The sequence below is a fragment of the Mesobacillus boroniphilus genome, from assembly GCF_018424685.1.
Taxonomy (GTDB): domain Bacteria; phylum Bacillota; class Bacilli; order Bacillales; family Cytobacillaceae; genus Mesobacillus; species Mesobacillus boroniphilus_A.
Genome location: NZ_QTKX01000001.1, coordinates 687,538 through 707,364, shown reverse-complemented (window position 1 = coordinate 707,364; position 19,827 = coordinate 687,538). Strand labels below are relative to the sequence as shown.

The 19,827-nt window shown below is 42.7% G+C and carries 17 protein-coding genes; all 17 read right to left on the bottom strand.

Annotated elements, in window-relative coordinates; genetic code table 11:
• Window positions 1-16 precede the first annotated feature (16 nt).
• Window positions 17-1,126 (bottom strand): transcription termination factor NusA, encoded by a 1,110-nt coding sequence (gene nusA / locus DYI25_RS03475; RefSeq protein WP_213366983.1) that lies wholly within the window; start codon window positions 1,124-1,126, stop codon window positions 17-19.
• Between the two features lie 200 nt (window positions 1,127-1,326).
• Complete coding sequence (gene rimP, locus DYI25_RS03470; protein WP_102262225.1) at window positions 1,327-1,797, bottom strand: ribosome maturation factor RimP; 471 nt, start codon at window positions 1,795-1,797, stop codon at window positions 1,327-1,329.
• Between the two features lie 203 nt (window positions 1,798-2,000).
• Window positions 2,001-6,326 (bottom strand): PolC-type DNA polymerase III, encoded by a 4,326-nt coding sequence (locus DYI25_RS03465; RefSeq protein WP_213366981.1) that lies wholly within the window; start codon window positions 6,324-6,326, stop codon window positions 2,001-2,003.
• Window positions 6,327-6,700: 374 nt separating this feature from the next.
• On the bottom strand, window positions 6,701-8,404 hold the full coding sequence (locus DYI25_RS03460; RefSeq protein WP_213366979.1) for a proline--tRNA ligase: 1,704 nt from the start codon (window positions 8,402-8,404) through the stop codon (window positions 6,701-6,703).
• A 102-nt stretch (window positions 8,405-8,506) separates the two neighbouring features.
• Window positions 8,507-9,769 carry an RIP metalloprotease RseP gene (rseP, locus tag DYI25_RS03455; RefSeq protein WP_213366977.1) on the bottom strand — a complete coding sequence of 421 codons (1,263 nt, stop codon included), beginning with the start codon at window positions 9,767-9,769 and terminating at the stop codon, window positions 8,507-8,509.
• Between the two features lie 51 nt (window positions 9,770-9,820).
• On the bottom strand, window positions 9,821-10,963 hold the full coding sequence (gene dxr / locus DYI25_RS03450) for a 1-deoxy-D-xylulose-5-phosphate reductoisomerase (protein WP_213366975.1): 1,143 nt from the start codon (window positions 10,961-10,963) through the stop codon (window positions 9,821-9,823).
• Window positions 10,964-11,068: 105 nt separating this feature from the next.
• Complete coding sequence (locus DYI25_RS03445) at window positions 11,069-11,857, bottom strand: phosphatidate cytidylyltransferase (protein WP_213366973.1); 789 nt, start codon at window positions 11,855-11,857, stop codon at window positions 11,069-11,071.
• A 19-nt stretch (window positions 11,858-11,876) separates the two neighbouring features.
• Window positions 11,877-12,653, bottom strand: coding sequence for an isoprenyl transferase (locus DYI25_RS03440; protein WP_213366971.1), 777 nt, complete (start codon window positions 12,651-12,653; stop codon window positions 11,877-11,879).
• Window positions 12,654-12,997: 344 nt separating this feature from the next.
• The gene (locus tag DYI25_RS03435) at window positions 12,998-13,180 is read right to left on the bottom strand and encodes a hypothetical protein (protein WP_213366969.1); all 183 of its coding nucleotides are present in this window, start codon (window positions 13,178-13,180) and stop codon (window positions 12,998-13,000) included.
• A gap of 220 nt (window positions 13,181-13,400) precedes the next feature.
• Entirely contained in the window at window positions 13,401-13,958 is a 558-nt protein-coding gene (gene frr / locus DYI25_RS03430; RefSeq protein ID WP_213366967.1) for a ribosome recycling factor, read from the bottom strand.
• Window positions 13,958-14,683, bottom strand: coding sequence for a UMP kinase (gene pyrH / locus DYI25_RS03425; RefSeq protein WP_102262217.1), 726 nt, complete (start codon window positions 14,681-14,683; stop codon window positions 13,958-13,960). Before pyrH ends, frr begins: the two co-directional genes overlap by 1 nt.
• 129 nt (window positions 14,684-14,812) lie before the next feature.
• A complete protein-coding gene (gene tsf / locus DYI25_RS03420) occupies window positions 14,813-15,697 on the bottom strand; it encodes a translation elongation factor Ts (RefSeq protein WP_213366965.1) in 885 nt (294 codons plus the stop codon).
• 149 nt (window positions 15,698-15,846) lie between these two features.
• On the bottom strand, window positions 15,847-16,557 hold the full coding sequence (rpsB, locus tag DYI25_RS03415; protein WP_041967225.1) for a 30S ribosomal protein S2: 711 nt from the start codon (window positions 16,555-16,557) through the stop codon (window positions 15,847-15,849).
• A 144-nt stretch (window positions 16,558-16,701) separates the two neighbouring features.
• Entirely contained in the window at window positions 16,702-17,286 is a 585-nt protein-coding gene (locus DYI25_RS03410) for a hypothetical protein (RefSeq protein ID WP_213366963.1), read from the bottom strand.
• Window positions 17,287-17,295: 9 nt separating this feature from the next.
• Window positions 17,296-17,610, bottom strand: a complete 315-nt coding sequence (locus tag DYI25_RS03405; RefSeq protein WP_249745228.1) for a hypothetical protein — start codon at window positions 17,608-17,610, stop codon at window positions 17,296-17,298.
• Between the two features lies 1 nt (window position 17,611).
• The gene (locus DYI25_RS03400) at window positions 17,612-18,994 is read right to left on the bottom strand and encodes a DUF342 domain-containing protein (RefSeq protein WP_213366961.1); all 1,383 of its coding nucleotides are present in this window, start codon (window positions 18,992-18,994) and stop codon (window positions 17,612-17,614) included.
• Between the two features lie 19 nt (window positions 18,995-19,013).
• On the bottom strand, window positions 19,014-19,775 hold the full coding sequence (locus tag DYI25_RS03395; RefSeq protein ID WP_213366959.1) for a FliA/WhiG family RNA polymerase sigma factor: 762 nt from the start codon (window positions 19,773-19,775) through the stop codon (window positions 19,014-19,016).
• Window positions 19,776-19,827 lie beyond the last annotated feature (52 nt).

The following is a 19,827-nucleotide window of genomic DNA, read 5'->3' as shown; positions in this document are numbered from 1 at the left end:
GATCATTCACCTCACCTTAATCGATGTCTTCATCTTCAAAATCGTCATCTGCAGTTAATAGCGGCTCGTTGTCACGAGGATAAATCCCGGACTCCCTTGCCTCAGTTTCTGCTTTGATGTCAATCTTCCAACCAGTCAATTTAGCAGCAAGACGCGCATTTTGCCCGCGCTTTCCGATAGCAAGCGACAGCTGGTAATCAGGAACAATGACCGTAGTTGCTTTTTCTTCTTCGTTGACTATTACATCAAGAACCTTCGATGGGCTTAACGCATTGGCAACAAATACGACTGGGTCTTCAGACCATTTCACGATATCGATTTTTTCACCCTTAAGCTCATTGACAACAGCCTGGACACGAGTACCACGAGGTCCAACACATGAACCAACTGGATCCACTTCTTGATTGTCTGAGTGAACAGAGATCTTAGAGCGGTCCCCTGCTTCACGCGCCACTGATTTAATTTCAACAGTTCCATCATAAATTTCAGGAACTTCAATCTCAAAAAGTCTCTTTAACAGTCCCGGATGGGTTCTGGAAACGAAGATTTGTGGACCTTTAGTGGTTTTTTCAACCTTGGTGATAAATACTTTGATGCGGTCATGAGGCTTATAATGTTCGTTCGGCATCTGTTCATTTGCTGGCAGGATCGCCTCGATTTTCCCCAGGCTTACATAGATGAACTTAGGATCCTGACGCTGAACGATACCTGTCATGATATCTTCTTCACGATCAATGAACTCAGAATAGATGATTCCTCTTTCTGCTTCACGGACACGCTGAGTAACTACCTGCTTGGCAGTCTGCGCAGCAATCCTTCCGAAATCCTTAGGCGTGACTTCAAGTTCAACGACATCTTCAACCACGTAATTCGGATTAATTTTCTGTGCCTCTTCTAAAGAGATTTCCAAACGCGGATCGAAAACTTCATCGACTACTTCCTTCCTCGCAAAAACGCGCATGGAACCATTGCCAAGGTTTAAATCAATACGGACGTTTTGCGCCTGGTTAAAGTTACGGCGATACGCTGAAATAAGCGCTGCCTCGATTGCATCAATTAAGACGTCCCTGGAAATTCCTTTTTCTTTTTCAAGAATCGTAAGAGCATCCATCAATTCGCTGCTCATGAGATATAAATCCCCCTTTTTTACTACCCTACTTTGTAAGGCTCTTTTCGAAACTCTGCACTCTGTCCACCAGCTCAAACCTTAAACGTTTTCATCTGCCACCAAGGGGAGGATTATGTTTAAGCATGCTTGAGCTTTTGCCCAACAACAGGTCCGAAACGATCCTTTGATTAATTAACTGAAGATATTTTCTGGACAGATTATGAAAAAGTGACAGCGAGTCTCGCGCTGGCAATCTTATCAAATGGGATAACGACTGTTTTCTTGCGAGTTTTAATCTTCACATCAACAGTGACAGTTTCCCCATTGTAATCAGTTAAGACCCCTTCAAAAGCCTTTTCCCCATCGATTGGTTCATAGGTCTTAATGAAGACATTCTTGCCAATTGCTTTTTGATAATCTTTCTCCTTTTTTAGCGGACGTTCTGCACCTGGTGAGGAGACTTCCAAAAAGTAGTTATGCGGGATTGGATCAATGGCATCGAGCTTTTCGCTAAGGCGCTCACTGACGATGCCGCATTCTTCGATATCAATTCCGTTGTCCTTATCAATGTATACGCGCAGGAACCAGTTCTTTCCTTCTTTGACATATTCGATGTCTACCAATTCTAGTTCGTTTTCATTTAAGATGGGAGTTACTAGCTCTTCCACAACTTCGGTAACCTTGCTCATAAAATCCCTCCTTTGACACAACCTCATTACTTCATCACTATTTGGTTTTTATCCCCGTAAAAGTGCTTAACAAACAAGAAAGAGCGGGTTGCCCCACTCTCATCTGCCAGAGATATCCTTAGTATTTCCAATAAAAATATAACATAACCAGATATTTATTGCAAACAAACGGCAGTTATAGCTTACCTTTCCAAAAAGCTAAATTAGAACAATGATAACTGGTTCTGGTCTGGCATACCCTCAAGGCAGCCATGGTTGTCTAGGTATTCAAGAATAGTTTTGGAGATCTTACCGCGCTGCTGCAGGTCTTCCTTAGACAGGAATTCTCCTTCTCCACGGGCTTTAACGATATTAATCGCCGCGTTAGTTCCGAGTCCAGGTATCGCATTAAACGGCGGGATCAGTTTATCGCCCTCGATGATGAATTCTGACGCGCTCGATTTATATAGATCAACTTTTGCAAATCCAAATCCACGCTCGCACATTTCAAGTGCGAGTTCCATGACGGTCATCAAATTCTTCTCTTTTGTCGAAGCCTCAAGCCCCTTAGCGTTGATTTCCTCAATCACCGCCCGGATGCTCTCTGAACCACGGACCATTGCATCTACATCGAAGTCATCTGCCCTGACCGTGAAGTATGCTGCATAATACATGAGCGGATGGTGCACTTTGAAATATGCAATCCTGACAGCCATTAAAACGTAGGCAGCGGCATGGGCTTTAGGGAACATGTACTTGATCTTTTTACAAGAATCGATATACCATTCCGGCACCTTATTCTTGCGCATTTCTTCTTCCATTTCATCCGTCAGGCCTTTACCTTTACGGACTGATTCCATGATCTTAAAAGCGAATGCCGGCTCAAGTCCCTGGTAAATCAGGTATACCATGATATCATCACGGCAGCCGATTACTTCGCTGAGGTTACAGATATTGTTATGGATCAATTCCTGCGCATTTCCCAGCCATACATCCGTACCATGGGAAAGGCCTGAAATCTGTACAAGTTCTGAGAATGTCGTCGGCTTCGTATCCTCAAGCATCTGACGTACAAAGCGCGTACCGAATTCCGGAATCCCCAGCGAACCCGTCTTCGACATGATTTGTGCTTCGGTCACACCCAGTGGTACTGTGCCGCTGAAAATCTTCATGACTTCAGGATCATCAGTTGGAATTGTCTTAGGGTCGATGCCGCTTAAATCCTGAAGCATCCTGATCACAGTTGGGTCATCGTGCCCCAGAATATCCAGCTTCAACAAATTATCGTGAATCGAATGGAAATCAAAATGTGTTGTTTTCCATTCGGATGTGCTGCTATCTGCCGGAAACTGGATTGGCGAAAAATCAAAAATATCCATGTAATCCGGAACAACGATGATTCCACCGGGGTGCTGGCCAGTTGTCCTTTTTACGCCGGTGCAGCCAGATGCAAGACGGTCAATTTCCGCACCGCGAAGCTGCAGGTTATTGTCACCCTGGTAGCCTTTTACATACCCATAGGCCGTCTTATCTGCGACAGTACCAATCGTTCCCGCGCGGTAAACATATTCCTCACCGAACAATACTTTTGTATAGTTATGAGCCCGTGGCTGATATTCGCCCGAGAAGTTCAAATCGATATCGGGAACCTTGTCCCCTTTGAAACCAAGGAAGGTCTCGAAGGGAATATCATGGCCGTCTTTTTTATATTTAATTCCGCAATCCGGACAGTCCTTGTCGGGAAGGTCAAACCCTGAACCGACTGATCCATCATTGAAGAACTCTGACTTTTTACATTTAGGGCATACATAGTGCGGCGGAAGAGGATTGACCTCGGTGATTTCCGTCATCGTCGCTACGAAGGAAGATCCTACCGATCCACGTGAACCTACTAGATAGCCATCATCCAGTGACTTTTTAACAAGTTTATGAGAAATCAGATAGATAACGGCAAACCCGTTATCTATGATACTTTTCAATTCTTTTTCAAGACGCGCCTCAACGATTTCAGGAAGGTCATCCCCATAGATACTGCGGGCCATTCCATAGCTCATGCTGCGCATTTCTTCATCGGCGCCTTCGATTTTAGGCGTATAGAGATCATCTTTGATCGGCTTGATGACATCAATCATATCAGCAACCTTGTTTGTATTTTCTACAACAATCTCTTTCGCCTTTGCCTCTCCCAAAAACTTAAAGGCGTCGAGCATTTCATTCGTTGTCCTGAAATGCACGTCTGGAAGCTCATGACGATTCAGCGGGTTGGCTCCGCCCTGGGAGTTGACCAGGATTTTGCGGTATATTTTATCATTTTCATTCAAGTAGTGGACATTTCCTGTAGCAACTACAGGCAAGTCCAGCTTCTCACCTAGCTTGACTATATTGTTAATGATATCCTCAAGTGCCTTCTGATCCCGCACTAGTTCCAGCTCCAGCAAGTGTGCATAAACAGCCTTAGGATGGACTTCCAGATAGTCATAGAACTGTGCTGCTTCTTCGACCTCTTCAGGTCCTTTTTGCATCATGCCCTCAAAAACTTCACCTTTGTCACATCCGGAACCAATCAGGATTCCTTCTCGATGTTTATTTAAAAGTGAGCGGGGAATCCGCGGCACCCTGTAGAAGTAGTCAATATGAGAAATAGATACAAGCTTGAAGATGTTTTTCATACCGACTTCGTTTTTAGCCAGCAAGGTAGCATGATAAGGACGCGCTCTCTGGAATGCTTTACCCTGGCCCATATTGTCATTGAGCTGATCGTGGTATTCCAGACCTTTTTCGGATGCATCCTTAAGCATTTTTACCATTAGATAGCCGGTAGCTTCGGCATCATATATAGCTCGGTGGTGCTGAGTTAATTCGATATCGAATTTCTTAGCTAATGTATTCAATCTATGGTTTTTCATGTCTGGATACAGGAAGCGGCCAAGCTCCAAAGTATCGATAACCGGATTCGTTGCTTTTCCAATACCCATTTTTTTATAACCGACATTCAGGAATCCCATATCGAATGAAGCGTTATGGGCAACCAAGACACAGTCGCCTGTCCATTCATGGAACTTTTGCAGCACTTCACTAACCTCGGGAGCATTGCGTACCATATCATCCGTAATCCCGGTTAGATTGATTGTCGTAGCTGACAAACGATGATGCGGATTTGCGAATGACTCGAACCGGTCGATGATCTCACCGCCGCGGATTTTTACAGCTGCAAGTTCAATGATTGTATCGTATACAGCTGACAGACCTGTTGTTTCAACGTCAAATACGACATACGTATCATCGGCCAGCAATCTGTGCGCGTCATTATAGGCAATCGGCACACCATCATCAACAAGGTTTATTTCTACACCGTATAGGATCTTAATATCATTTTTCTTTCCTGCCCCAAAGGCTTCGGGATAGGATTGCACGACTGCGTGATCTGTGATGGCCACAGCTTTGTGACCCCACTTTGCTGCCTGGGCAACCAATGCGCTGACAGGAGTCACGGCATCCATCTGGCTCATTGGTGTATGGAGGTGAAGCTCGACTCTTTTTTCGCCTTCAGGCGCTGAATCAATTCTTCCCTTGGGTTTGATTTCATTCACGTCATTTCCAATCATGACAAGATCGCGGACAAATGTGTCATTCTGGATGCTTCCTCTTACCTTTAGCCACATTCCTTTTGAAACGCGCTGGTAAATAGCTGCGTCTTCTTTATCGCGCGAGAACATTTTCACCATGATAGAGCTTGTGTAATCGGTAATCTTGAAAGTCAAAAGCGTCCTGCCGCTGCGAAGTTCTTTTGTTTCGGCAAAGAATACATAACCCTCAACGGCTACCCGGCGTTCTTCATCAACTATGTCTTCAAGTTTGCGGAAGTCAGCATCGTCCTTGATCGTAAGCCCAATATTAACTGGCCCATCCTGCGGCGGTCCATCTCCCTGGGCTTTTTCAGCTTCCTTCTTTTGCATCTCAATCATCGCCATCAGACCGCGTTCCTGGTCTTCCTTCTCTTTTGCCTTCATGAATTTTTCATATTCATCTGAAGAACTTTCCTGACTTACGACCGTATCAACCGTCAGTAAAGGAAATCCTAAGCTCTGGTAAATCTCAGCAATAATGCCCCCATATTTGCGCTTAATTGCAAGTCCTTCAGCTTCATTTCTTGCAGTTAAAGTGATTTTTGTTCCCTGGATTTGCGGTACTTGTTCATTTAGGAGCTTTAGCAATGGAGGAGCGATGCCATCTATTTCTTTAATGCACGACTTCCAATAATCAAGAATTTCCTGATCACTGATTGCCTGTTCACGTACTTTTACTGAGTATGATATTTTCGCAATATGTGAGAAAGTCTGATCCAGCTTGCCAACGAATGTGTTATACACCTGACAAGGAATGATTCTTTCAAACTGGAAAAAGAAATGCCATTTCCTTGCTTGTTTTTCAATCACTACCCTGTCAATTTCAGCATTTTGAAAATGAGTGACAATTGCATCTTCTGTTAGCTGCAGCTGCTGCAGCAGGAGCTGAAACCTTTCTTTTTTCCCTGAAGAAAGATCACCCATGGTTATTTCTCTCCCATCTAAAAAGCTTTATTTCTATCTATCGGGCGAAATTGCCCGTTTGTCTAATCGTATCAATAGGTGTTTAATGGCAAAGGTTATTATAACATAAAATGAATGTTCCGTTGCCTGTGTTTGATATTACCATTTTGGTACTGCATTATGAATAGAATTCTTATTGTTCCAGTGAATTTTTGGCCAGTTTTGAGAACCAGACTAACACGATAAATAGACGCCTGTAACACTATTTCTGGATGTGACGATTACTCGGAGAAATTCTTGTTTATGGGCACATTATCATCCTAATCAGAACCATAACTCGGGAGTAATTCAAAATCGATAAAAAGCGGACCCTAGTAAAAGGATCCGCTGTCTGATTATAGTTCTTTCAAGATATTTTTCAAAGTTTCCGCCAAATCATCTTTTTGTACTTCCTGCATTTCGCCAGTTTTACGGATTTTGACCTCGACGATTCCTTCTCCGGCTTTCTTGCCGACTGTAACTCTTACAGGCAAACCAATCAGGTCTGAATCTGCAAATTTCACTCCAGGTCTTTCCTGGCGATCATCAAGGAGTACTTCCATTCCTGATGCCTGCAGGCTTGTGTATAGCTCCTGGGCCAATTCTGCCTGTGCGCTGTCTTTCATGTTCACTGCAATGAGATGGACATCAAATGGTGAAATGTTGGTCGGCCATACAAGGCCGTTTTCATCATTGAATTGCTCTGCAACAGCGGCCATTGTACGTGAAACGCCAATTCCGTAGCACCCCATGATCATTGGCTTTGTTCTTCCATTCTCATCAAGGATCTCAGCATTCATTGCCTCGCTGTATCTGGTGCCAAGCTTGAACACATGTCCGACTTCAATCCCTTTTGCGAAGACAATTGTTCCCTCGCCATCTGGAGAAGGATCTCCTTCTTTGATGAAGCGCAGGTCTGTAAATGAAGTTACTTTAAAATCACGTTCAGGATTTACATTCTTATAATGGTAATCTTCTTCATTCGCTCCGCAGACTCCATTGACTATCGACTGAATGGCATTGTCTGCAACAACCTCAACGGCATCTACTCCGACCGGCCCAAGAGAACCAACTGAGCAGCCAAGAACCTCTTTCGTTGTCTTTGTATCGGCCAGTTCAACAACTGAAGCCTCAAAGTGATTTTTCACTTTAATATCATTCACTTCATGGTCACCACGAACTAAAACAAGAACATAGCGATCATCCACTTTGAAAAGCAAAGATTTGATGCAATCTTTAGCCTCTACATTAAGGAAGGTAGAAACTTCATCGATTGTCTTCTTGTTCTCAGTGTGCACTTTTTCGAGTTCCTTTGCAGGTTCACTGCTCTTCTCATAAACAGCAGTAACTGGTGCCATTTCGATATTGGCTGCATATTCAGACGTATCGGAATATGCAATTGTATCTTCGCCAATATCAGAAAGGACCATGAATTCATGGGTATCCTTTCCTCCCATTGCACCCGAATCGGCGATAACAGCACGGAAGTTCAGGCCACATCGCTTAAATACATTGGAGTAAGCCTGGAAAATACGTGCATAAACCTCATCAAGGCTCTCTTGTGTCGCATGGAAGGAATATGCGTCCTTCATGATGAATTCACGTCCGCGAAGGAGACCAAACCTTGGACGTTTTTCATCACGGAATTTCGTCTGGATTTGATAAAGCGTCAGTGGAAGTCGTTTATAAGATTTTACTTCATCACGGACAATGCTTGTGATGACCTCTTCATGTGTTGCGCCAAGGGCGAACTCACGGTCGTGCCTGTCTTTTAGTCTCATAAGCTCCGGACCATATGAATACCAGCGGCCTGATTCCTGCCATAGTTCTGCTTGCTGGAGAGCTGGCATGAATAACTCAGCAGCACCAGCATTGTTCATCTCTTCTCTGATGATTGCCTCGACTTTTTGCAGAACCTTGCGCCCTAAAGGCATGTATGTATAAACACCGCTTGCGTTTTGGCGGATGAATCCAGCCCTTAGCAATAGCTGATGGCTTTTGACTTCTGCATCCGATGGTACTTCTCTTAAAGTAGGAATAAGCGACATACTTTGCTTCATTGATTAACACCTCATTAGGATTATTTCATGTTTTTTGAAAAAATGTTCCTGCCCGGTACGGCCCGGGCAGGAAGTTAAATGCGTCAGTGAGGTTAAGATAGCTTACAGGAAAAACCTCTGAATATCATTCCATGTGACCACCAGCATCAGCAGCATTAATAATGCGAAACCAATAAAGTGGACCATTCCTTCTTTTTGCTTGTCGATTGGTTTTCCTCTAAGCGCTTCAACCGCAAAGAAGGTCAACCTGCCTCCATCAAGTGCCGGGAATGGCAGGAGGTTCATAATTCCCAGGTTGATGCTTAGGATCGCGGCCCATTTCATTAGATAGAAGATACCGGATTTTGCAACCGTATCAGTGGAGACATAAATGCCCACTGGCCCTGATAATGCATCTATCGAAAATTGGCCGGTCAGCAATTTTCCAAGCATAGAAAATATTTCTTTCGTCCAGAAATACGTTTCCTTCACACCGTAGGAAATCGATTTTAATGGCGATTTTTCTACAGGGCTGTAAACGCCAATCAATCCGATTTTTTCCCCTTCAACGTCCTTTACTTCAGGTGTAACTGGCAGCTCCATATTCTGACCTTCACGGACAATTGAGAAATCAAGCTCATTACCCGGATTCTTGCGGATGATTTCAACAACATCCTGCCAGCTTGAGACTTCTGATCCCTCAATGCTATTAACAACGTCACCTTCTTGCAAACCTGCCTTAAGGGCACTTCCGTCTGGAGTCAGCTTCCCTAATACTGGTTCATTTGAAGGGATACCCTGGAAAATGGCAAGGATGATGAAAATAACCATCGCCAGGATAAAATTCATCATAGGTCCAGCGAAGATTGCCATTGTTCTTTGGCCAAGCGTTTTGGAACCGAATTGCCTGTCAAATGGAGCAATCTGCGTTTCCACCCCGTTCTCGACAAGAACTGCTGTCTTACTTATTGGGAAGGATGTCAGTTGGCTGTCATCCTCCCCTTCTTCATAACCTTTAACAAAAAGCTCGTGTTCAATATCAGCTCTTTCCACTTCAACTATTCGTGCGTTAGGATACTTTTCCTTATTATTAAGAATGATTTTTTGAACTTCTTCACTCTTATTAAAAAGCAAACCCACTCTATGCCCTGGCTTGATCTCAATCATTTCAGGATCTTCGCCAGCCATTCTGACAAACCCTCCAATTGGCAGGAGGCGGATGGTATAAGTCGTTTCATTTTTCTTAAAAGAAAAGACCTTTGGACCGAATCCAATTGCAAATTCACGGCAGAGGATACCTGCACGTTTGGCGAAAATCAAGTGCCCAAGTTCATGAAAGAATACCAGGGCGCCAAAAATGACGATAAAGGCAATAACTGTATTCAAATTTTCTAACCACCTTTTAATAGGATAAGAATCCACTTTTGAGACTTAAATTTATAGTAGTGACTTTACATATCTTCTTGTCTCTTTGTCAACCTCTTGAATCGTTTCAAGGTCAGGTTTTTCTATGATGCTATGGTTTTCCATTGATTTCTCTATCAAGTCTTCAATTTGGAGGAAAGTGATTCTGTCGTCCAAAAAGGCGGCTACTGCTGCTTCATTTGCAGCATTCATGACCGCCGGCAAAGTGCCTCCTGCCCGGCCAGCATCATAAGCAAACTTCAGGCAGCGAAACCGGGCGAAATCCATTTCTGTAAAATGAAGCCGTCCAACTTCTGCCAGGTTCAGTCTTTTACCTGATACTAACGGGAGTCTGTCTGGGTATGTAAGAGCGTATTGAATTGGCACTTTCATATCTGGTGTTCCCAGCTGGGCCATGATACTTGTGTCATGAAATTCTACCATCGAATGAATGATGCTTTCGCGATGGAGAATGACAGAAATATCGTCATATGGGAGAGAGAACAACCAATGTGCTTCAATGACTTCTAGTCCTTTATTCATCATTGTTGCAGAATCAACCGTAATTTTAGCCCCCATCGACCAGTTTGGGTGGTTCAATGCATCTGCTTTGGTAACACCCTGCAGTTCTTCCCTCGTTCTATCTCTGAAGCTTCCTCCTGATGCCGTGAGGATCAGCCTCTCAATATTTTTTTCCCTCTCACCTTGCAAGGCCTGAAAGATCGCAGAATGCTCACTGTCAACAGGAAGGATGGCCACGTTATGACGCTTTGCCTCTTCCATAACGATATGGCCTGCAGTTACAAGCGTTTCCTTATTCGCAATCGCAATCGTCTTACCGGATCTAATCGCTCCCAATGTCGGACCGAGACCAACACTTCCGAGTACTGCATTTACAAGGATATCCGCCTTATGAAAAACTGCGGCTTCCTCGAGGCCTTCTTGGCCATATAAGATCTTTACCTGTGGAAAATCTGACTTTAACCTTTCAGCATCGTCTTTCTCCTGGACAGATACCAGTTCAGGCAGAAATTCAGTTATGATCTTCCTGGTAAGTTCCACGTTTTTACCAGCAGACATCGATACAAGCTTGAATTCTTCAGGATGCTCCCTGATAACATCAAGCGTTTGGATTCCAATCGATCCTGTAGCTCCTAACAAGCTGATTCTTTTCACAAATTTCACTCCTAATATCTCCAACGGGAAACAGTACGTACCCGGTATAATCAAAATCAATGGTTGCGTTCAAGTTATAGCCTTTCGAATAATTACTTGGCTCCATTATAACAAATGGAACAGGTGGATTAACGGCCAGACAAACAACAGGCTGTCAAAGCGGTCAAGCATGCCTCCATGGCCTGGAAGTATGTTCCCTGAATCCTTAACATTAAAATGTCGTTTAAGTGCTGACTCGACAAGGTCTCCTATTTGGCCAAACACAGACAAAAATGCAGTCGCCATAAGCAGTAAGACGGCTGGCACTTTCATATCTCCGAACACACTGAACAGTGCAGCAACTACAAGGGCAGAAATAACACCGCCAAAAAAGCCCTCTGTTGTCTTGTTCGGACTGATTTCAGGCCAAAGCTTATGTTTTCCAATTGCCCGTCCGATAAAATATGCACCTGAATCGGTAGCCCATATAATGAATAGTGAATAAAAAACATAAATCAGGCTTGCTTCTCTAGTTTCAATGAAGAAATAAAAACCAAGTCCAACATAAAGTGTGGACATGATTGAAAAAGCAACGTCCTCAAAAGTGAAGCGATTTTTAGTTATGACGGTATAAGTCAGAAATAAAAGCACTCCAAGAAAGAAAAGCTCAAGTTTTGTATAATAAAACTCATTTAGAAAGTCACTATATTGTTCGGGAATCAAGAAAACCCACAATAATAACAACGAAAGAATCCCCGGAACGGAGAAAAGCTTCAATTGCTTCATCTTGAGTGCTTCATATAAAGCAACGGAAGCTATTAGGTAAACCATTGCAATAAATGGCCAGCCTCCAAAAATAACGATTGGAAGAAAAACAGCTGCTGCTACGACTGCTGTAATGATTCTTTGCTTCATCTATTTATTCACACCTTTTTTATACTCCTCCAAAACGCCGTTGTCGGCCCTGGAATGCTTCAATTGCTTCGACAAAATGTTCTTCATCAAAATCCGGCCACAGTACATCAGTAAACCAGAACTCCGTGTAAGCCAGCTGCCAAAGCATAAAATTGCTTAAGCGGATTTCACCACTTGTCCTGATTAATAAGTCAGGATCCTCTAATTCCTTTGTCATTAAGTAAGAAGAAAAGACTTCTTCAGTCAACTCACTTTCGGTCATTTTACCATTTTTCACGTCATCCATGACTCTTTTAACACCGTCAATGATTTCTGCCCGGCTCCCATAGTTAAGGGCAAAGTTCAAGACAAGGCCGGTATTATCCTTCGTATCTTCCATCGCTTTTCCTACTGCCCTTTTGGTATGCTCCGGAAGCTTATCCATATATCCAATCATCTCGACCCGGACATTTTCTTCAATTAGTTCAGGAAGGAATGTGCCAAGGAATTCTTCTGGCAGCTTCATCAGAAAATCAACTTCCATTTTGGGTCTTTTCCAGTTCTCTGTAGAAAAAGCATAAACAGTAAGCGTCTTGACACCAAGTTCATTGGCTAGCTTGGTTATTTTGCGGACAACCTTCATGCCTTCATGATGGCCAGCAACCCGGGGCAAAGCACGTTTTTTAGCCCAGCGCCCGTTACCATCCATAATAATGGCAACATGAGAAGGGACTTCATGGTCTTTAATTTGAAGTACGCGATCTCGGAAACTGGAAGGATTTTGATCCTTCTTCCACGGATTCATTTTATTTAACATTCGGACAGCTCCCCCAAAAGATTATCTTTAGCTCCAATGAGTCATTAATCCAGACGGACTATGCCTGGGATTCGTTTGGTGCTGAAGCTGGACTGCTCATTAAAAGCGATAGAGTAATCCTGTTCTTCTCTCTTTCAATTCCATATGCCACTATCATACCAAAAAAGAAAAAAGATATCTCTATAAACCATTGGACCACACATTAATATTCTAAAATTCCAGCCTGCTCCTAAACTAAAGAAACCTTATATACAAAATATGCTGTTTAAAAATAAAACAGAATACAACAGCCAATATTATTATATTCTATCATTCAGGCTGTTTTCGTAAACTCCTTGTTTAAATTAAAGCTGTGTTAACCTAGGCTGTTGATTTCCGTTCCAGGCGCTTGGCTTTCCGCGGGAAGAATTATGAAAAAGCCCAACTGCCGGCTTTCTCAAAGCAAATTCTTCCTCGGGGCTGGCGTTGAGCCTCCTCGGAGCAAGCTCCTGCGGGGTCTCACCTGTCCAGCTGATCCCGCAGGACATTGAATGAGCTCCCCCGAAACTGCCTACGCACGTTAAAAATGCGGTAGCATTTTCGGAGGAGTCTGCGCGCCTTCCACTCCAGTCAACAGGACTTAAAAAACAGCAATAAGCTTTAACACAGCCAAATAAAAATTCAATGCCATTTTATCTGCCCATTATATGTATAGAGAAAAAACCCCCTGGAAAACAGAGGGTTTTCGATGTGACTACGTAGAAGTCGTTACACTTCCATGATTTCTTTTTCTTTATCTTTTGTAATCTGATCGATCTTTGCAATGTGTTCATCAGTAAGCTTTTGAATATCGTCAGAATATCCACGGAGGTCATCTTCTGTGATTTCTCCGTTTTTCTCTAGCTTCTTCAGATCTTCGTTGCCATCGCGACGAATATTACGGACAGCGATTTTTGCTTCTTCAGCTTCCTTTTTAACTTGCTTTGCAAGTTCCTTGCGTCGCTCCTCAGTCAATTGAGGAATCGCGATTCTGAGGATTGAACCATCGTTTGAAGGATTAAGGCCAAGATCAGACTTTAAGATTGCTTTTTCAATTTCACCAAGAATTGACTTATCATATGGCTGGATGACTAAAAGACGCGCTTCAGGTACAGAAATACCAGCAAGTTGATTGACTGGAGTTGGTGCTCCATAATAATCCACCTGTACTCTGTCTAAAAGAGAAGCGCTTGCTCTTCCTGCACGGATGCTGGCAAGTTCGCGTGTATAAGCTTGGATCGCTTTTGTCATTCTTTCTTTTGCATTAGCAATTGCTTGTTTTGCCATTAGTTTTTCCCCCTCACGATTGTTCCGATTGTTTCACCCATTACTGCACGTTTAATATTACCTTTTTCCATAATAGAGAATACAATTAACGGGATATCATTGTCCATACACAGGGATGAAGCTGTTGAGTCCATGACAGCAAGACCTTCCTTCAACACATCCAGGTATGAGAGTTCATCATATTTAGTTGCGTTTTTGTCAACTCGCGGGTCTGCAGAGTATACGCCATCCACGTTATTCTTTGCCATAAGGATTACATCTGCTTCAATCTCAGCAGCACGCAATGCAGCTGTAGTATCCGTTGAGAAGTACGGATTTCCTGTTCCGGCTGCAAAAATGACGACGCGCTTCTTCTCCAGGTGTCTGATCGCCCTTCTTCTAATGTATGGCTCCGCCACCTGGCGCATTTCGATGGAAGTTTGAACCCTTGTCTCGATTCCCGCTTGTTCCAGACTGTCCTGCAATGACAGGGAATTCATGACGGTAGCGAGCATGCCCATGTAGTCTGCCGTCGCTCTGTCCATTCCCATTTCTTCACCGATTTTGCCTCTCCAGATATTTCCTCCGCCTACAACAACAGCGACTTCCACATCCAGTTCTGCAATCTCTTTCACCTGGTCTGCAACATTTTTGATTACCGACGGATTGATGCCAAATCCTTGTTCTCCGGCTAATGCTTCTCCACTTAACTTTAAAACAACTCTTTTGTATTTAGGGCTCGTCATAGGGTACCTCCATATGTAATTTAAGGCTTCGCGAGAGCAAGTATGCTATCGGGAAAAGCCTAATTAAAGCTATGTCCAAAAACAGGGAACACTAGAGTGTTCCCTGCAATTACATAGGCTAGTAAAAAATTATTTCTTGTTTACTTGGTTCATTACTTCTTCAGCAAAGTTATCTTCACGCTTTTCGATTCCTTCGCCTACTTCGTAACGAGTAAACTCACGAAGTGTTCCGCCTTTTGATTCAACAAACTGGCGTACTTTTTGATCAGGATTCTTAACGAATGGCTGGTCAAGTACACAAACATCTTCGAAATATTTGCTTAGGCGGCCTTCAACCATTTTAGCAACGATATTTTCTGGCTTACCTTCATTAAGAGCTTGTTGAGTAAGGATTTCACGCTCATGCTCAACTTCTTCTTGAGATACTTCGTCGCGTGATACATATTTAGGGTTCAATGCAGCAATGTGCATGGAAACGTCTTTAGCAGCAGCTTCGTCTGTTGTTCCTTCAAGAACTGAAAGAACGCCAATGCGTCCGCCCATGTGAAGATAAGCACCGAATGCATCGTTATCAGTTTTAGTTTTTACTTCGAAGCGGCGAAGTGAAAGCTTCTCACCGATTTTAGCAATTGCATTGTTGATGCGAGTTTCTACAGTTTCGCCATTTACCATTGTTTGAGCGTTAGCTTCTTCAACAGATGCCGGCTTGTTTTTTAGCAGGTGCTCTGCGATTTCCTTAACAAGAACCTGGAAGCCTTCGTTCTTTGCTACGAAGTCTGTTTCAGAGTTAACTTCAAGGATTACAGCTTCATTACCCTCTGCAAGAATGTAAGTTGTACCTTCAGCAGCGATGCGGTCAGCTTTCTTAGCAGCTTTCGCAATACCTTTTTCACGAAGGAAATCGATTGCCTGGTCCATATCTCCATTTGTTTCTTGAAGTGCTTTTTTGCAATCCATCATACCAGCGCCAGTTTTTTCGCGCAATTCTTTAACCATTTGTGCAGTAATTGCCATAATGAAATTCCTCCTAAAATCTTGGTTATATGTAACTATACTTTATTTTAACTTGATTTCGCCAATATAAACCCCAATGGAACTTATATGGATTATAAGTCTTAAAAAAAGGTGATAAAGGGTGCTTCCCTATATCACCTTATTTTAAATTAAGCTTCTACAGCTTCTGTAGTTTCTTCGCCTTGCTTAGCTTCAATAATAGCGTCAGCCATTTTAGAAGTTAGCAATTTAACTGCGCGGATCGCGTCATCGTTCGCAGGGATAACTACGTCGATTTCGTCTGGATCACAGTTTGTATCAACGATTCCAACGATAGGAATGTTCAATTTGCGAGCTTCAGCAACAGCGATGCGCTCTTTGCGTGGGTCAATGATGAAAAGAGCATCTGGAAGGCCCTTCATGTCCTTGATTCCGCCCAAGAACTTTTCTAAACGCTCTTGCTCTTTCTTCAATTGAACTACTTCTTTCTTAGGAAGCACTTCAAAAGTTCCGTCTTCAGACATTCTTTCGATGTTCTTAAGACGAGAGATACGCTTTTGGATTGTTTCGAAGTTAGTTAGAGTACCACCCAACCAGCGTTGGTTAACATAGTACATACCAGAACGAGCTGCTTCTTCTTTAACAGAATCTTGAGCTTGTTTCTTAGTACCTACGAAAAGAACAGTACCGCCGTTACCAGCAAGCTCTTTCACGTAGTTGTATGCTTCTTCTACCTTCTTAACAGTCTTTTGAAGGTCGATGATGTAGATGCCGTTACGCTCAGTGAAGATATACTTCTTCATCTTAGGGTTCCAACGGCGAGTCTGGTGACCGAAGTGTACACCAGCTTCAAGCAGTTGCTTCATAGAAATTACTGACATTGTGTTTCCTCCTAATGGTTTTGATTTCCTCCGTCCAAATCATCTTCAGCCAGGAACTGACAAAACAGCACCATCTGGCCAAATCAATGAACGTGTGTATTAACACCATGAGATAATATAGCATAAATAAAACTTACATTCAAGTTATTCTTGCGTATTTTGCCGAAATTTAAGCAAAAGTTCTATCTCCGTTTTCCCTTTATCCAGATCCCTTGCAATTTCTTCGATCGTCAATCCCTGTTTCTTCATGTGTAAAACCTGATCAATAAAACTTAATTGATTTGGTTCGACGGGATTTAGCTGTGAATCGATATCAATTTTATCATCCTCTGGCAAATGTAAATCAGGTGGGACTGCTTCACGATTTTGCTGGTACGCCTTCTTGGCAGTATGATAGGAAATGCCTTTACCAAGTCGATTTTGCTGTTTGGCCTGGGTTATATGACCGGAGTCTGTTTCCGTCTCCTCACCTGCTGCATCGATAGCAGTTGATTCAATATTGCCCTGTTGCTTTTGGAATTTTGTTTTAGTCATCAATTCAAGGAATTTATCATTTTCCTCTTTTAATTCAAAGAGGTATGCTGAAAATATCTCTTCAATTTCATTAATGATTTTCCCCTGCTTTTTCTCTGCTTCTACAAGCCGATTTTGTCGTAAATATAATAGGATGATTGCGAAGATTGCTGCCGCGTTTAATATGAGGCTTAAGAGTAGTAGAAAAGTGGTCATAACATCCCTCTATCCGCTGTAATCAATCACCTTCCCTTTATACGGGTGGTGTGGCTGTGCAGGTTGGTCTTCCTTATTCGTATGATTTCCCCTGCCATTTTGCTGCTGGTGGCCTGATTGGCTGCCCTCCTGATTCAGGCGGGCTTCTTGCTTTTGGTTATTTTTAACCACGGTCTTGCGCTTTAAATCATCTTCCTTTGTCACACTTTGTGCCGCATGCTCCTGAAGATTCTGTCCCCGCTGCTGAAGTTGTTCCTGAATTTTGCCGGCATCATGTGTCCTCGGAAGCGCAATCTGCATTTCGATTGCTTTGAGGCTCATCATGTCACTTCCTAACTAGTGGACTTTCAGTATCAATGATTGGACCAATCGAAATCTCACTATTTTCGAGAAAAAAACTCACTTTTTTGTAATGCTGGTTTGTCATGAACGCATACTTTCCAAAAAACACCTTTGTATTCGGGAATACTTTTTCAAATACAAATAAGGATGAGTGTAATCTTTCCTGTTTTTCAATTTGAAGAAACTCAAGTTCAGCCAACAATTCCGATAAACTAGTTTCAAAATTCCGCCTTGTTTTTCGCTGCTTAGAAATCATTTGCTGTTGTTCAATTGTAAGGGAACCTGCCCTCTTGCCAATTTCAGCAAGCTTCACTTCTATTTCCGTGAGTTTGCGAATATTGGCTTTAGCTGTTTCTATGGATTGAAGAGTTTCAAGTTCAGCACTTTCCAGCATTGGATCCCAGCCAACCGCTAATTCTGTTTTAGTAAAAAGCTCATTGCCTAATTCTTTGACGGAAATATTGCGCCCAGCAGAGATAGTTCCCCCGATGATTGTTGCTGTACGGCAATCTACATTTCCGGCAGCAGTCAGTTTACTGTGCAAAATGGATGTCTTCACGATAATATCCTGCCCTGCTTTTACATTGGCCTGGTTTAGGTAATTCGCCAGTACATTTCCTCCAGCAGTAACCTTCCCCTTCATCGCTCCGGCTACACCGCCTTTGATGATGATATTGCCTTCTGCATGGAGGTTGGCTGCTTCAACAAGTCCATCCACTATGATGTCTCCACCAGCTGTCAATTCATACCCACTTGGCACATTGCCTTTAATGGCGATATTTCCAACAAAATCAATGTTCCCCGTCCTTAAATCAAGATCTCCTTTGACCTCGAATACAGGATTGACCGAGATGGATTTATCTGTAATACTTACCTTCCCATCGCATGTTGCATAGAACTGTCCGGATTCAAACATTACATTATTCCCCGGCTTTACCCTGAGTGGACGCCCTGGCTTTGCCGGTATTACCCTCCCCGTGACATCTGTCCCCTGTGTTCCATTCATTGGCGGAACTACAGAAGCCAGCAACTGGCCCTTTCTTACAGAAGGAATTTGGATAACAGAACGAAAATTAAAAACTTTATGGTCATGAAGGCCGTCTTGTTGGAGTTCGTTCCGCAAATATGAATCTGCACCATCCACTTTTGCCTCCCCAACAGCTATTGTGACTGGGAATTCGAAGGAATTAGGATTTTCCAAGATTTGCGCCAAAACATCCCGTTTAACGCCGTATACAATTTTTTCTTCTTCTAAAATCTTCATTAATTCTTCTTCAGAAAAAGCTAATTCCTTATTTTCGGAATCTACAATCAATTCAGCAGTATGCCTGTCCTGGGATAACCTCACCTTGTACTCCGTCGCCAAGTTGATCTCCTACCTTCTGTTAGGCTGTCTCTAGCCATTTTCTCAGTTTAAAAATCGCTTTTGAATGAATCTGCGAGATCCTTGAGGTAGATAAATTCATGACTTGTCCAATCTCGGTTAACGTTAATTCTTCTTTATAAAACAAACTCAAAACGAGTTGTTCTTTTTCATTTAATTTTGAGACTTTTTCAGCTATCTCTTCCAGCATTTCAGACTTTAACAGTTTATCTTCAGGAATTTCAGCTTTTTCATCCTTGATTACGAATGATTGGTTATCACGGTCATCATTTTCGATTGGATGTTCATCTATGGATAGTACATTCGCAAAAAAATGTTCATTTATTGTTGTGTAAATTTCGGTTTCATCCATATTTAGTTCGCTGGCAATTTCTTCGATGGTCGCATTTCTCATAAATCGCTGTTCCAGTCTCTCAACCGCTGCATCAATCTTCTTTGCTTTTTCCCGGGTACTTCTTGGCAGCCAGTCTTCCTTTCTTAATCCATCTAAAATCGCTCCGCGAATTCTAAAAGAAGAATATGTATCAAATTTCAGATCCCTGTTTGGATCGAATTTTTCTAGAGCATCATATAAACCAATCATTCCAAGACTTCTTAGATCATCTCTAGACACACTTTTCGGAAGACTAACTGAAATTCTTTGCACATGGTAGGAAACAAGTGGCATATATTTTTTTATCAGTAAATTACCTGCATCCGGATCACGGAACTGTACCCATTTATCCCATGTTACCTGTTCTTCCGAAGTAGATCCTCGTACCATTGTAATCCTCCTCACGCGCATTACGCATTATTCTCTGAAGCTATTTATAATC